Source organism: Janthinobacterium aestuarii (assembly GCF_046113285.1).
GTDB lineage: Bacteria > Pseudomonadota > Gammaproteobacteria > Burkholderiales > Burkholderiaceae_D > Janthinobacterium.
Window position 1 is genome coordinate 462,064 of record NZ_CP142524.1, and the last position, 13,564, is coordinate 475,627.

The following is a 13,564-nucleotide window of genomic DNA, read 5'->3' on the forward strand; positions in this document are numbered from 1 at the left end:
ATGGGTGCCGTAGAAACTATCGTGGAAGCGGGCGCGCACAAGCCGCCGCACCAGCCACAAATCGCCTTGCTGGGCAATCCGAACTGCGGCAAGACGGCCCTGTTCAACCGTTTGACGGGCGCGCGCCAGAAAGTGGCGAACTACGCCGGCGTGACCATCGAGCGCAAGGAAGGCCATTTCACGTCGCCAAGCGGCAAGCCCGTGCGCGTGCTCGATTTGCCGGGCGCCTACAGCCTGTCGGCCACCACGCCCGATGAAGCCATCACGCGCGACGTGGTGGGCGGGCTGCGCCGCGGCGACCCGCGTCCGGACGCCATCATTTGCGTGGTCGATGCCACCAATTTGCGCCTGAATTTGCGCCTGGTGCTGGAAGTCAAGCGCCTGGGCCTGCCCATGCTGCTGGCGCTGAACATGACGGACGTGGCGCGCAAGCGCGGCATGCTCATCGACACGGCCAGGCTGTCGCAGGAACTGGGCATGCCCGTGGTGGAAACCGTCGCGGTGCAGCACGATGGCGAAAAAGCCTTGTTGGATGCCATCGACGCCATGCTGCCGCTGCCTGCGGTGGAAGCGAAACCGCTGGCGGCCATCGACGCCGTCAGCGTCGAAGAAACGCAGCGCGAAGTGCGCCGCATCCTGGCCGCCGTCAGCAACGACACGCGCGACAGCGGCAACCTGACGGAAAAGATCGACGACGTGGTGCTGCATCCCGTCTTCGGCCCCATCATCCTGGCCGTGCTGATGTTCCTGATCTTCCAGGCCGTGTTTGCCTGGGCTGCCACGCCGATGGAAATGATCACCGATGGCGTGGGCCACCTGGGCGCCCTGCTGACGGCGAACATGCCCGACGGCCACCTGAAAAGCCTGCTGGTCGAAGGCATCATCGGCGGCGTCGGCAGCGTGCTGGTGTTCCTGCCGCAAATCCTGATCCTGTTCTTCTTTATCCTGAGCCTGGAAGACTGCGGCTACCTGCCGCGCGCGGCCTTCCTGCTGGACCGCCTGATGGGCGGCGTGGGCCTGTCGGGCCGCGCCTTCATCCCGCTGCTGTCGAGCTTTGCCTGCGCCATCCCCGGCGTGATGGCGGCGCGCACCATCCAGAATCCGCGCGACCGCCTCGTTACCATCATGATCGCGCCGCTGATGACGTGCTCGGCGCGCCTGCCCGTGTATGCGCTGATCATCGCCGCCTTCATTCCCCAGCGCCAGGTGTGGGGCTATCTGAGCCTGCAAGGCCTGGTGCTGTTCGTGCTGTACTTCGCCGGCATCATCTCGGCCATGGCCGTGGCCTGGGTCATGAAGCGCAGCATGGGCGTGCGCGGCAACCAGCCGCTGCTGCTGGAATTGCCGGCCTACCACTGGCCGCATCTGCGCAACCTGGCCGTCAGCCTGTGGGAGCGCGCGAAGATCTTCCTCACGCGCGTCGGTACCATCATCCTGAGCCTGATGATCATCCTGTGGTTCCTCAGCACCTTCCCCGGCGCGCCGGACAACGCGATCCATCCGCCCATCTATTACAGCCTGGCCGGCATCCTGGGCCGCGGCCTGGAAGTGATCTTCGCGCCCATCGGTTTTAATTGGCAGATATGCATCGCACTGGTGCCGGGCATGGCGGCGCGCGAAGTGGCCGTCGGCGCCCTGGGCACCGTGTATGCGCTGTCGCAAACGGGCGACGCGCTGGCCTCTACCCTGGAACCGCTGATCGCCCATTCGTGGTCGATGGCCACTGCATTGTCATTGCTGGCCTGGTATGTGTTCGCGCCGCAGTGCCTGTCGACCCTCTCCGTGGTGAAACGCGAAACGGGCGGCTGGCGCTATCCGCTGCTGATGGCCGGCTATATGTTCGCCCTCGCGTATGCCGCCTCGTTCATCACGTACCGCGTCGCCCTGTTGCTGGGCGCTTAGGAGAAACCATGTGGCAAACCCTCATCGTCGCCCTGATCGTCGCAGCCGCGCTGCTGCATTTTTCGACCAAGTACCTGCCGGCCGGCGTGCGCCGCGCCATCGTGCGCGGCCTGGTGCGCTGCGGCCTCGATGAGGCGAAGATGTCGACCTTCTTCAAGGTAGCGCCGGGCTGCGGCAGCGGCTGCGGTTCCTGCGGTTCCTGCGACAGCCCTCCGCCGCCGTCCGCCACGCCGCCGGCCGACGGCAGCAGCAAGCGCGTGATCCTGATGCAGGTGCAGCGCCAGGATTGATGCATCGGCCTGTTCCTCGGACCCTTTGCCTGGCCGCCCGTGCCGACTATTCCGACTATGTCGCGGCCCTGAACGTAAAAAAACCCGCTGCTGCGGGTTTTTTTACGCCGGTACTGCGCCTACGCCTTGCCGGCCAGCTTGTCGACGACCGGCACCAGCGCGGCCGGGCGACAGCCGAAGGCGGCCAGGCGGCCTTGCGCGTGGGGCGCCAGGTCCAGGTCGTAGGGCAGGCGGCCTGCCACCAGCCACAGTTTGTCGTGTGGCAGGGCCTCGACCAGGCGGCGCTGGCCGTCGACGAACATGGCGTTATACGTTTGCAGCACGATCTGCCGCGCGCCTTGCGCAAAGGCGATGGCTTCGTTGACCTCGTCGTCCAGCGCTTCGGCCGACAAGGCATATTCGCGCACGTCCAGACCCGCTTCGAGCAGCGCCGGCAGCATCGAGCTGCGCGCTTCCTTGTTGCGGCCCAGCGCCACTTCGTCGATCTCGCTGCGCGAGCGCACTTCCACCGTCAGCAGGGTCACGGGCAGGCTGGCGTCGAGCGGGCGGTAGTCGCCCTGCACGCGCAGCGCCGCCTTTTGCAGCAGCTGCGACAGGGCCATGGCGGCCGGCTGCATCAGCGCCGGCGGGGCGACAGGACGTTCGCGCCAGTCGCGCACGGCGCGGTTGCGCTTGAGTTCCGCCACGCGCGCGCAAGCCGCCTCGATGCGGGAGATCGCAATGTCGCCGCGCTCCACTGCGGCGATGACGGCCTCGATGGCCGCCGTCTGCTGCGCTTCGCGGTGCGAGATGAGGACGATGTCGGCGCCCGCCTGCAAGGTGGCGATGGCGCCCCGGGCGATGCCGATGCCGTCGGCGATGGCCGCCATTTCCAGGCAATCGGTGATGACCACGCCCTTGTATTGCATTTCACCGCGCAGCAGGTCCGTCAGCACGCCCTTCGACAGGGTGGCGGGCACGCTGGTATCGGCCTCGAAGGCGGGGAAGACCACGTGCGCCGTCATGATGGCGTCCACGCCGCCGGCAATCGCCGCGCGGAACGGCGCCAGTTCCACGGCGCGCAGGCGTTCCTTGTCGTGCGGGACCAGCGCCATGGCGTAATGCGTGTCGATGGCCGTGTCGCCGTGGCCGGGGAAGTGCTTGGCGGTGACGGCCACGCCGCTGGCGCGCTGGCCGCGCATGGCGGCCATGCCGTAGTCGATGACGGTGGCGGCATCCTCGCCATACGCGCGCACGCCGATGACGGGGTTGTTGCGGTTGTTGTTCACGTCCAGCACGGGCGCGAGCAGCATATTGATGCCCACCTGGCGCATCTCATCGCCGCTGATCTGGTTCATGCGTTCGCAGTCTTCGATGGAGCCGGCCGCCTGGAAGGCCATCGCCGCGGGAATCGGCGTGACGCCCTGCTCGATGCGCATCACCATGCCGCCTTCCTGATCGATGGAGATCAAGAGCGGGATGTCGGACACTTCCGCGTTGATCTCCTGCAGTTCGCGGCACAGGGCCGACACTTGCGCGGGCGTGTGCACGTTGCGGCGGAACAGGATCACGCCGCCTACCTTCTTTTCGCGTATCAAGGTCTTGATATGCTCGTCCGCCTGCAGGGCGTCGAAGCCCACCATGAACAACTGTCCTATTTTCTCGCGCAAACCCTGCTCCATGCTGCAACTCCTCCGGTATTGATTGTGACGACGGCATACGTATTCTGGCACCGTGGTGGCGCATCGTGGCGGTCACCGGAAAAGCTGCCTTGGTTTTGTACTTGTTTTGGTATTGTATTGGATTTGGGTTTTTGCGCAAGTGGTTATTAAGTGGTATTGCTCCACTTGCGCAAACACCGTATCAATCGAGGCGCTGGAACGAGGCCGATTGCGCCTTGGGCCAGTACAGACCGAACACGGGCGGCAGCTGCGGCAGCTGGCTCGGGTCGAGCAACTGGCCCGCTTCCAGGAAGGGCAGCAGGGCGGACGCCAGTTTCACCTGATTCGGCGAGATGCGCCGCACCAGGTGGTGCGGACGCAGTTCCTGCGGATGCGCCAGGCCGGCGGCGGCGATCAGTTCGGCCAGCGCCTTCATGGTGTTCTGATGGAAGTGCGCCACGCGGGCGATCTTGTCGGGCACCACCAGCGCGCGCTGGCGCTGCGGGTCTTGCGTGGCCACGCCCGTGGGGCAGCGGTCCGTGTGGCAGCTTTGCGACTGGATGCAGCCCAGCGCGAACATGAAGCCGCGCGCCGAATTGCACCAGTCGGCGCCCAGCGCCAGCAAGCGGGCAATGTCGAAGGCCGTGATGATCTTGCCCGAGCAGCCGATCTTGATCTTCGCGCGCAGGTTGGCGCCCACGAGAGTGTTATGCACGAGTACCAGCGCTTCCTGCAGTGGCGTGCCCACGTGGTCCGTGAATTCCAGGGGCGCCGCGCCCGTTCCCCCTTCGCTGCCGTCGACGACGATGAAGTCGGGCGTGATGCCCGTTTCCAGCATGGCTTTCACGATGGCGAAGAATTCCCACGGATGGCCGATGGCCAGCTTGAAGCCCGTCGGCTTGCCGCCCGAGAGCGTGCGCAGGCGGTCGATAAAATGCAGCATTTCCCGTGGCGTGGAAAAGGCGCTGTGCGCGGCCGGCGAGACGCAATCCTCGCCCACCATCACGCCGCGCGTGGTGGCGATCTCGATCGTCACTTTCGGGCCGGGCAGCACGCCGCCGTGGCCCGGCTTGGCGCCTTGCGACATTTTCAGCTCGATCATCTTGACCTGCTCCGAGCTGGCGTTGGCGATGAAGCGCTCTTCCGAAAACGTGCCGTCCTGATTGCGGCAGCCGAAGTAGCCGGAGCCGATTTCCCACACCAGGTCGCCGCCGTTTTTGCGGTGGTAGGGGCTGATGCTGCCTTCGCCCGTGTCGTGCATGAAGCCGCCGCTGCGCGCGCCGCCGTTCAGGGCCAGGATGGCGTTGGCCGACAGGGCGCCAAAGCTCATCGCCGAGATATTGAAGACGCTGGCCGAATACGGCTTGGCGCGCGGGCAGTCCGGATGGTTGCCGATCTCGATGCGGAAATCGTGGCCCGTGACCTTGGCGGGGGCGATGGAGTGGTTGATCCATTCGTAGCCTGCTTCATACACGTCGAGCTGGGTGCCGAACGGGCGCTTGTCCGTCTGCTCCTTGGCGCGCTGGTAGACGATGCTGCGCTGGCTGCGCGAAAACGGCGTCGCCTCGCTGTCGCTTTCCAGGAAATACTGGCGGATTTCGGGGCGGATGCTCTCAAAAAAGAAGCGGAAGTGCGCGAGGATGGGGTAGTTGCGGCGCAGGGCGCGCTTCGTTTGCAGCAGGTCGCTGATGCCGACCAGGGTCAGCGCACCGGCCAGCACGGGCAGCCAGTAATGGTCATAGTAAAACAGGGACAGGACAAAGATGGCTGCCGTCGCAATGAAGGTCAGGTAGCGAAATGGTACTAGGTGCATGGGCACTCCGGGAAAGTCAGACTGATATTGCTGAGTCTACCTTCGATTCACGGAACGTGCTGGTGGGAAAGAACGCGGCGCCCATAGGACGCCGCGCACGGTACTTAGCGTTGTGCGGCGCGGATGCGTGCGATGCGCTCAGTGCTGGCCGGATGGCTCGACAGGTAGGGCGTGCCATGGTCCAGCTTGCCCAGGGCGACAAACACCTGCGCCAGGTGTTCCAGGGGAATACCGTTCTGGCGCAGCATGGCAATCGCGTAGTCGTCCGCCTCGCGCTCGACATCGCGCGAATACTTCAAGTCCAGCAGCAGCGGCGGCAAGGTCGCCACCACGGTCGAGACGTCGCCGAACAGCAGCGCCGCGCCGGCGCCCACGGCCGAGGTCTGGATCAGGCGGCGCGTCAGATGGCGCTGCTGCAAATGGCCCAGTTCATGCGCCAGCACGCCCATGATGGCGTCGTCGTCCGGCATCAGCTCCACCATTTCATCGGTCAGCACGATGTCGCCGGACGGCAGGGCGAACGCGTTCGGACCGATCTTGCTTTTGCGGAAAACGATGCGGTGCGCGGGCGCGCTGTCGCCGGGCGTGGCCAGGCGCGCGAAACGGGCGCGCAAGGCTTGCTGGCGCGCGCCATCGAGCTTGCTTGCCTCAAACACGTGGCCGTCGAGGAAATCGAGCACGCCCTGGCCCAGCTGGCGCTCGACGGACTGGGGAATCGCATACGCGACGCCCTTCGCCACCACAGGCAGCAGGTACTGATAGCTGAGCCACAGGGCCAGTACGGTGGCGACCGTGGCCAGCAGGGCGCCGCGCCAGCTTTGCTGCAGCCGCACGACCCAGCCGTCGCGGTGGCCCGTCTCATGCAGCACGTCGTTGAAGGCCGCCTGGTCGGCGATCTCCAGGTAGGCGCCGTCGGGAAAGCTGACCTTGCGCACGGCGTGGCTGCTGCGTTCGGACACGTGCAGCTCGCCCAGCGGGCAGCTGCGCTCGATGTCGCCGGCCAGCACGGCCATGCCATCGCGCACGCTGAGCGTGACGTGGTACAGGCGCGAGGTCTGGCCGTCGAAATAGCGCGCGGGCACGGGGACCGCGCCCGGCGCGTGGTGATCGAGCGTCATGCTACAGCGACAGGTCGAAGTCCAGCAGATCGACCATGCCTTCGCCCGTGGCAGAGACTTGCTCGCCGGTGGCGGCGACAAAGGCGTCCAGGCTGCCGTGCACCAGCATCGACGTCGCTTCCAGGCGGTACTTCAGCCAGCGCACCTGGGCGAATGGCGAAAACAGGCCCAGGGTGACGACGATACCGAGCAGGTTGGTCAGCATGACGAACGTGGTGCGGCCCCAGGTCAGCTGCGACTGGAACTGGTGCTGCTGCAGGCGCGTATGGTTCCAGATCAGGTTCTGGATCATGGTCAGGAACAGCGGCAGCACGATAAAGGCCCACGCATACAGGGCCGCCACGGCGCCGAAGATGCTGCCGGCCTTGGTGACATCGTTGGCATCGGTGGCAAAGGTGGCGAAGACGCTGGCGAAGACGACAAAGATCAGGACCAGGAAACCGGCCAGCAGCAGGGCGAAGAACAGCAGATAGGTCTTGTAGAAGCTGCCAACCGAGGCGTCAAAGCTGAAATTGGTGCTGCCGAAGCGGCTCTGTGTGTGCTGGAAGCGCTTCAGGCGCTGGTGCAGGAACGGCGTCATCAGGCCAGCCGTGAAGGTGTTCAGGATGGGCAGCCACAGGAAGTATTTGTAGGCTTCGCTGGCGCTGCCGTCGAAGCCGAAGCGGATGCCGCGGTAGCTGGTGTTGTAGAGCTTGAACTGCAGGCTTTTCCAGACCAGCCATGGCAGCACGGCCATCATCAGCACGAGCATGATCAGGCCGACGATGGGCGAGATCTGGAAGGCGATGTTGTAGCCGCCGATCAATACCACTGCCGCGATGCGGCCCTTCAGGATGGCGACGGCATTGCCGTGGTATTCGAAGCTGCTGCCAGCGAGGTGGGTGCTGGAATAGAAATAGCGGTTGCGGCGCACCTTGGCCCAGGCGGAATAAATGCCCAGGGTGACAATGCTCAGCAGCAGGTTGACGATCCAGATACGGAAGTATTCGCTGCCGGTGGCGCTGAAGGTAATGGCTTCACGCTTGGGCGTGGTGTTGTTGGTATCGAAATCCACGGGGGAGTTTCCTTACTTATTGGAAACAAAACAAGATAAGGGAAGATTGAAAAGTTATCAATTGAAAATAGTGTTTTTCGCAATTATTTTTTGGTGTGCGGCCCCTGTCGCCGCGATTTTCCCGTCCCGGCTATACTGGGACTCAACCATTGCCAACGGAAATCGCCATGATCGTCGTCCACCATCTGAACAATTCGCGCTCGCAGCGCGTGCTCTGGCTGCTCGAGGAGCTGGGCCTCGACTACGAGGTCAAACGCTACCAGCGCGACCCGAAAACCATGCTGGCGCCCGCTTCGCTGAAGGCCGTGCATCCGCTGGGCAAGTCGCCCGTGATCACGGACGGCGCGAACACCATCGCCGAATCGGGCGCCATCATCGAGTATCTGGTCGAGCGCTACGGCAATGGCCGATTGATACCGGCGGCGGGCACGCCCGAGAAGCTGCGCTGGACCTATTGGCTGCATTTCGCGGAAGGCTCGGCCATGCCGCCGCTGCTGATGAAGCTGGTGTTCGACAAGGTCGAATCGTCGCCGATGCCGTTTTTCGTCAAACCGATCGCGCGCGGCATCGCCAGCAAGGTCAAGAGCAGCTTCATCACGCCCAATATCAACAGCCAGCTGGCCTACATGGAAGCGGAACTCGAGAAAAGCAAATGGTTTGCCGGCAATGAGTTCACGGCGGCCGACATCCAGATGAGCTTTCCGCTGGAAGCGGCCGCCATGCGCGGCGGGCTCGACGAGCGCCTGCCGAAGCTGACGGCGTTCCTGCAGCGCATCCATGCACGCCCGGCCTACCAGCGCGCCCTGGAACGGGGCGGGCCCTACGATTTCGCCAAATGAAGGGTATTCAAGCCCGATGTGCGGGGAACCATACGGTAAAATGATCGATTCAACCAGTATCCACTTACCGCATGGCCAGACTCCTCGCTATCGACGGCTTGAATATCGTACGCCGCGTCTACGAAGCCAGTCCTGAACCCGATTCCGACCTGAAGGCGGAGATCGCGCTGCGCCATGCGCTGTCGTCGTTTCGCACCCTCATCAACGACCATGAGCCGACGCACATCCTGCCGGCCTTCGACTTTGGCGGGCCCACCTGGCGCCACGCCCTGTATGCCGGCTATCGTGAAGGGCGCCAGCCGATGCCGCAGGTGCTGCGCGACGCCTTGCCCGGCTTTTACGCCACCCTGGCCAGCTTCGGCATGCACGTGGTCAGCATCCCCGAGGTCGAGGCCGACGACGTGATCGGCACGGCCGTAATGCGCTGGCTGCACGAGGGGCGCGGCGCGGCCGTCATCGCCACCACCGACAAGGATTTGCACGGTCTGATCGCCCACGGCGCGCTCGTGTGGGACCATTTCAAGGGCGTCTGGCACGACCACGCCTGGGTCGAGAAAAAGTTCGGCGTGCCGCCGGAACTGCTGCCCGACCTGCTGGCGCTGATGGGCGACGTCACCGACAGCATTCCCGGCGTGTCGAAGATCGGCCTGAAGACGGGCGCGAAACTGTTGCGCGCTTACGGCAATATCGACGCCGTGATGGCCGGCGCGGGCATTTTGCCCGGCACGCTCGGTGAAAGCCTGCGAAAAGAGCGGGAAATACTGTATCTTTCAAGAAAGTTGGTCGAACTCAAGACCGACGTGACGTTGGGCGTCACCTGGAACAAGCTGGCGTGGGAAAAGTAGAGCGCCCAAAAAAAGCTCATGGCGTTGTTGCCTTGCCTCGTCGTACATTCGTACTGCCTTCGGCAACGCGCCTAGCCCTGAGCATTTTGATGGGCGCTCTCTGAGTGGAACTCGCAATAGAAAATCAAGCAAGGGAAGTAATCATGATGTTAAAGACAGTCCTGATCGATAGCAGCGCCGTGGCGCGCGGCCTGCTGAACACGGTCCTGACCGATGGCGGCTACGATGTCTGCGGGCAGACGCATACGAGCGCGCTGGGCTTGGCCCTGCTGGTCAAGCACCATCCGCATTTCGTCTGCATCGCGCGCGAGCAGGTGGAAGATGGGACGAATATTGTGCAAACCATCCGCGCCCAGTATCCGAAGACGCTCATTTTCATGGTCTCGGGCGGCATCGACGCGGCCTCGCTGCAGGCGGCCCACGCGATGGGCGTGTCGGGCTTCATCGTGAAACCGTTCATGGCCGACACGGTCCTGAAAACCGTGCGCAATACCGTCATTGCGATGGTGCGCAAGCAGCAGGCCTTGGCCGCCGCTGCGCAAGGCAACAACTCCTAGACGCCGGCCAGGCCCGTCGCACTGGCGATGATGCCGCCGCCGAGGCACACGTCGCCGTCGTACAGCACGGCCGACTGGCCCGGCGTGACGGCCCATTGCGCCTGGTCAAACGCCAGGCTGAACAGTTCATTTCCATCCGGCAACAACTGGCAAGCCACGTCGGCCTGGCGGTAGCGCGTCTTGGCGGACAGGGCGCCCGCCTGCGGCGCCGTGCCGGCCACCCAGCTGGCCTGGTCGGCCGTCAATGATGGCGACAGCAGCCACGGGTGGTCGTGGCCCTGCACCACCCACAGGGTGTTGTTGACGATATCCTTGCGCGCCACATACCAGGCGTCGCTGCTGCCATCGGCATTCTGGTACGACTTCACGCCGCCGATGCCGATGCCCTTGCGCTGGCCCAGGGTATAAAAACTCAGTCCCACGTGTTCGCCCACGGTCTTGCCGTCGGCCGTTTTCATCGGGCCCGGCTTGTACGACAGGTAGCGGTTCAAGAATTCGCGGAACGGGCGTTCGCCAATGAAGCAGATACCCGTGGAATCCTTCTTCTGCGCGTTCGGCAGGGCCAATTTTTCGGCGATCTGGCGCACTTGCGTCTTCGGGATTTCACCGAGCGGAAACAAGGTCTTGGACAGCTGCGCCTGGTTCAAACGGTGCAGGAAATAGCTTTGATCCTTGCTGGCGTCGACGGCCTTGAGCAGTTCATAACGGCCCGCATCGGTCGGCGCCTGGCGCACGCGCGCATAGTGGCCGGTGGCGATCAGGTCGGCGCCCAGGGTCATGGCGTGGTCAAGGAAGGCCTTGAACTTGATTTCGGCGTTGCACAGCACGTCCGGGTTCGGCGTGCGGCCGGCCTGGTATTCGCGCAGAAAATCGGCGAACACGCGGTCCTTGTATTCGGAAGCGAAATTGACGGCTTCGATATCGACGCCGATGACGTCGGCCACGCTGGCCGCGTCGATCCAGTCCTGGCGCGTGGAGCAGTATTCCGAATCGTCGTCATCTTCCCAGTTTTTCATGAACAGGCCGATGACTTCATAGCCTTGTTCCTTCAGCATCCATGCCGCGACCGAGGAATCGACCCCGCCCGACATGCCGATCACGACTTTCTTCTTGCTCATCTTGCTTTCCAGTGTACTTTAATAATATGGCAATGCGTATTGCTATGCGCTATTGAAAACGGACGCATGCGTGTGCAGCAGGGCCAGCGGCGCGCGCCGGCCAGCCAGGTATTCGTCCACGCACTGCAGCACCAGCGGACTGCGGTGGCGCTCCTGGCACGCCGCCAGCTCGTCGCGCGTCATCCACAGGGTGCGGATGATGCCTTCGTCCAGCGGGCGATCGTGTTCGGCGCCGGCCGTGCCGCAAAAGGTGAAGCGCAGATAGGTCACGTCCTCGCCCGTGCGCAGTGACTGGTAGCGCGACATGTACATGCCGACCAGTGCCGTGGGAATGAAATCGTAGGCCGCTTCTTCCAGCGTTTCGCGGATCACCGCCTGTTCCAGCGACTCGAACGGGTCGAGGTGGCCGGCTGGCTGGTTGAGCTTGATGCCTTCGCTGGTCTCTTCTTCAATCAGTAAAAACAGGCCATCGCGCTCGACGATGGCGGCCACGGTGACAGAGGGTTTCCAGATTCTCGGCATGATTCCATCCTTGAAAGAGCCGACATTTTATCTTGTTCTGCGCGCGCGGTTTGAAGCCGGCCTTTTGTTGCGCGGACATATTGATAAATGACAACGTTTTAGCAAATAGCGGTGGGAGGTACTTACGTCTTTCCCGGGGAGCGCACTAGCATGGGGGCTTAGTTGGCAAGATGGCAGGAAGCGCCCGCTAATATAGGCTTTCCCTGTGGTCAAAACAAGCGCGCACGCTTGCTCGACTGTGGTGAGATTGACACACCTTTCCCACAATATGGGCGCCGCGCCGCATGGTGAAACAAATCATGGATGCGGATGAAATTAGTGTCGTACGACTAAAAGTTGCTGGTTCACAAACGTTTAGCGCGCTGCTTTCCGTGTTAGATTCTAGTCAGTTTATCAATTAGCGGAGGCATCATGAGGATAGGCATACCGGCCGAAACACGGCCTGGTGAAACCCGGGTGGCAGCCACGCCCGAGACAGTCAAGAAGCTGGCAGCCAAGCATCAAGTCGTCGTGCAGTCGGGGGCGGGCGTGCAAGCCTCGATTCCCGACGAGGCGTATGCTGCCGCCGGCGCGCAGATCGGTACCGCCCAGGAAGCCTATGGCTGCGCCATCGTGCTCAAGGTGCGCGCACCGGACGCCGGCGAACGGGCCCTGATGGCCAGCGGCACGGTGCTGATCGGCATGTTGAACCCGTTTGACGCCGACAATATCGCCGCCATGGCGACGGCGGGCCTGTCCGCCTTCGCCCTCGAAGCCGTGCCGCGCATCACGCGCGCGCAGTCGATGGACGTGCTGTCGTCGCAGGCGAACATCGCCGGCTACAAGGCCGTGCTGGTGGCCGCGAATACCTATCAGCGCTTCATGCCCATGCTGATGACGGCGGCCGGCACCGTCAAGGCGGCCCGCGTGCTGATCATGGGCGTGGGCGTGGCCGGCTTGCAGGCGATCGCCACGGCCAAGCGCCTGGGCGCCGTCATCGAGGCGTCCGACGTGCGCCCGCCCGTCAAGGAGCAAGTGGAATCCTTGGGCGCCAAGTTCCTCGACGTGCCCTTCCTCACCGACGAAGAAAAGGAAATCGCCAAGGGCTCGGGCGGCTATGCGCGCGCCATGCCGGCCGACTGGATGCGGCGCCAGGCCGAACTGGTGCACGAACGGGCGAAACTGGCCGACATCATCATCACCACGGCCCTGATTCCCGGCCGCGCCGCGCCAGTGCTGATTTCAGAAGAAACGGTGAAAGCCATGAAACCGGGCTCCGTCATCGTCGACCTGGCCGTCGAGCAGGGCGGCAACTGCCCGCTGTCCGAGCTGGGCAAGACGGTGCTCAAACACGGCGTGTACATCGTCGGCGAGCCGAATCTGGCGACCCTGGTGGCGGCCGACGCCTCGGCCCTGTATGCGCGCAACGTGCTGGACTTCTTAAAGCTCATCATCGACAAGGACGACCAATTGCTGATCGACCGCGAGGATGAAATCATCAAGGCCAGCCTGGTTTGCGCAGGCAATGACATCCTCAGAAAATAACGCGGCGCCGGAGAGAACAACATCATGGAAATCAGTCACACCATCACCAACCTGATCATCTTCGTGCTGGCCATTTATGTCGGCTACCACGTCGTCTGGACCGTCACGCCGGCGCTGCATACGCCGCTGATGGCCGTCACCAATGCCATTTCCGCCATCATCATCGTCGGCGCCATGCTGGCGGCCGGTCTGACCGATGGCCCGCTGGCGCAAGTGGCCGGTACCCTGGCCGTGGCGCTGGCCGCCGTCAATGTGTTCGGCGGCTTCCTCGTCACGCAGCGCATGCTCGAGATGTTCCGTAAAAAAGAACCGAAGGCCAAGCAAGGAGCAAAAGAATGAGTC

The 13,564-nt window shown here is 63.5% G+C and carries 13 protein-coding genes; 7 read left to right on the forward strand and 6 right to left on the reverse strand.

Annotated features, from left to right (window positions below; genetic code table 11):
* On the forward strand, positions 1–1,902 hold the full coding sequence (locus tag OX462_RS01990; RefSeq protein WP_070220614.1) for a ferrous iron transporter B: 1,902 nt from the start codon (positions 1–3) through the stop codon (positions 1,900–1,902).
* Positions 1,903–1,910: 8 nt separating this feature from the next.
* Positions 1,911–2,192 (forward strand): hypothetical protein, encoded by a 282-nt coding sequence (locus OX462_RS01995; protein ID WP_070220612.1) that lies wholly within the window; start codon positions 1,911–1,913, stop codon positions 2,190–2,192.
* Positions 2,193–2,311: 119 nt separating this feature from the next.
* Here the strand turns inward: OX462_RS01995 and nagZ are convergent, their stop codons facing one another.
* The 4 genes from nagZ to OX462_RS02015 form a co-directional block, all read right to left on the reverse strand.
* A complete protein-coding gene (gene nagZ, locus OX462_RS02000; RefSeq protein ID WP_070220610.1) occupies positions 2,312–3,853 on the reverse strand; it encodes a beta-N-acetylhexosaminidase in 1,542 nt (513 codons plus the stop codon).
* 181 nt (positions 3,854–4,034) lie between these two features.
* Positions 4,035–5,645 (reverse strand): FMN-binding glutamate synthase family protein, encoded by a 1,611-nt coding sequence (locus OX462_RS02005; protein ID WP_070220608.1) that lies wholly within the window; start codon positions 5,643–5,645, stop codon positions 4,035–4,037.
* A gap of 104 nt (positions 5,646–5,749) precedes the next feature.
* Positions 5,750–6,763, reverse strand: coding sequence for a M48 family metallopeptidase (locus OX462_RS02010; RefSeq protein ID WP_070220606.1), 1,014 nt, complete (start codon positions 6,761–6,763; stop codon positions 5,750–5,752).
* 1 nt (position 6,764) lies between these two features.
* The gene (locus OX462_RS02015) at positions 6,765–7,817 is read right to left on the reverse strand and encodes a YjgN family protein (RefSeq protein WP_070220604.1); all 1,053 of its coding nucleotides are present in this window, start codon (positions 7,815–7,817) and stop codon (positions 6,765–6,767) included.
* 167 nt (positions 7,818–7,984) lie between these two features.
* Between OX462_RS02015 and OX462_RS02020 the strand changes: the two genes are divergently transcribed.
* The 3 genes from OX462_RS02020 to OX462_RS02030 all read left to right on the forward strand — a co-directional run bounded on the left by OX462_RS02020 (position 7,985) and on the right by OX462_RS02030 (position 10,058).
* Entirely contained in the window at positions 7,985–8,656 is a 672-nt protein-coding gene (locus OX462_RS02020; RefSeq protein ID WP_230501713.1) for a glutathione S-transferase, read from the forward strand.
* 71 nt (positions 8,657–8,727) lie between these two features.
* Positions 8,728–9,501 (forward strand): 5'-3' exonuclease, encoded by a 774-nt coding sequence (locus OX462_RS02025; protein WP_070290831.1) that lies wholly within the window; start codon positions 8,728–8,730, stop codon positions 9,499–9,501.
* Between the two features lie 146 nt (positions 9,502–9,647).
* Positions 9,648–10,058: a response regulator gene (locus OX462_RS02030; RefSeq protein ID WP_070220767.1), complete on the forward strand. Its 411-nt coding sequence runs from the start codon at positions 9,648–9,650 to the stop codon at positions 10,056–10,058.
* Here OX462_RS02030 and mnmA read toward each other — a convergent pair.
* On the reverse strand, positions 10,055–11,176 hold the full coding sequence (gene mnmA / locus OX462_RS02035) for a tRNA 2-thiouridine(34) synthase MnmA (protein ID WP_409027653.1): 1,122 nt from the start codon (positions 11,174–11,176) through the stop codon (positions 10,055–10,057). The genes OX462_RS02030 and mnmA overlap by 4 nt on opposite strands.
* A 42-nt stretch (positions 11,177–11,218) precedes the next feature.
* The gene (locus OX462_RS02040) at positions 11,219–11,698 is read right to left on the reverse strand and encodes an NUDIX hydrolase (RefSeq protein ID WP_010401817.1); all 480 of its coding nucleotides are present in this window, start codon (positions 11,696–11,698) and stop codon (positions 11,219–11,221) included.
* Positions 11,699–12,109: 411 nt separating this feature from the next.
* Between OX462_RS02040 and OX462_RS02045 the strand changes: the two genes are divergently transcribed.
* Complete coding sequence (locus OX462_RS02045) at positions 12,110–13,222, forward strand: Re/Si-specific NAD(P)(+) transhydrogenase subunit alpha (protein ID WP_409027654.1); 1,113 nt, start codon at positions 12,110–12,112, stop codon at positions 13,220–13,222.
* A 24-nt stretch (positions 13,223–13,246) separates the two neighbouring features.
* The gene (locus OX462_RS02050) at positions 13,247–13,561 is read left to right on the forward strand and encodes an NAD(P) transhydrogenase subunit alpha part 2 (RefSeq protein WP_034745644.1); all 315 of its coding nucleotides are present in this window, start codon (positions 13,247–13,249) and stop codon (positions 13,559–13,561) included.
* Positions 13,562–13,564: the final 3 nt, after the last annotated feature.

Bases quoted from the DNA above. Each gene is read 5' to 3' on its own strand.
- OX462_RS01990 (WP_070220614.1), top strand. From the start codon at position 1: ATGGGTGCCGTAGAAACTATCGTGGAAGCGGGCGCGCACAAGCCGCCG.
- OX462_RS01995 (WP_070220612.1), top strand. From the start codon at position 1,911: ATGTGGCAAACCCTCATCGTCGCCCTGATCGTCGCAGCCGCGCTGCTG.
- nagZ (WP_070220610.1), bottom strand. From the start codon at position 3,853: ATGGAGCAGGGTTTGCGCGAGAAAATAGGACAGTTGTTCATGGTGGGC.
- OX462_RS02005 (WP_070220608.1), bottom strand. From the start codon at position 5,645: ATGCACCTAGTACCATTTCGCTACCTGACCTTCATTGCGACGGCAGCC.
- OX462_RS02010 (WP_070220606.1), bottom strand. From the start codon at position 6,763: ATGACGCTCGATCACCACGCGCCGGGCGCGGTCCCCGTGCCCGCGCGC.
- OX462_RS02020 (WP_230501713.1), top strand. From the start codon at position 7,985: ATGATCGTCGTCCACCATCTGAACAATTCGCGCTCGCAGCGCGTGCTC.
- OX462_RS02025 (WP_070290831.1), top strand. From the start codon at position 8,728: ATGGCCAGACTCCTCGCTATCGACGGCTTGAATATCGTACGCCGCGTC.
- OX462_RS02030 (WP_070220767.1), top strand. From the start codon at position 9,648: ATGTTAAAGACAGTCCTGATCGATAGCAGCGCCGTGGCGCGCGGCCTG.
- mnmA (WP_409027653.1), bottom strand. From the start codon at position 11,176: ATGAGCAAGAAGAAAGTCGTGATCGGCATGTCGGGCGGGGTCGATTCC.
- OX462_RS02040 (WP_010401817.1), bottom strand. From the start codon at position 11,698: ATGCCGAGAATCTGGAAACCCTCTGTCACCGTGGCCGCCATCGTCGAG.
- OX462_RS02045 (WP_409027654.1), top strand. From the start codon at position 12,110: ATGAGGATAGGCATACCGGCCGAAACACGGCCTGGTGAAACCCGGGTG.
- OX462_RS02050 (WP_034745644.1), top strand. From the start codon at position 13,247: ATGGAAATCAGTCACACCATCACCAACCTGATCATCTTCGTGCTGGCC.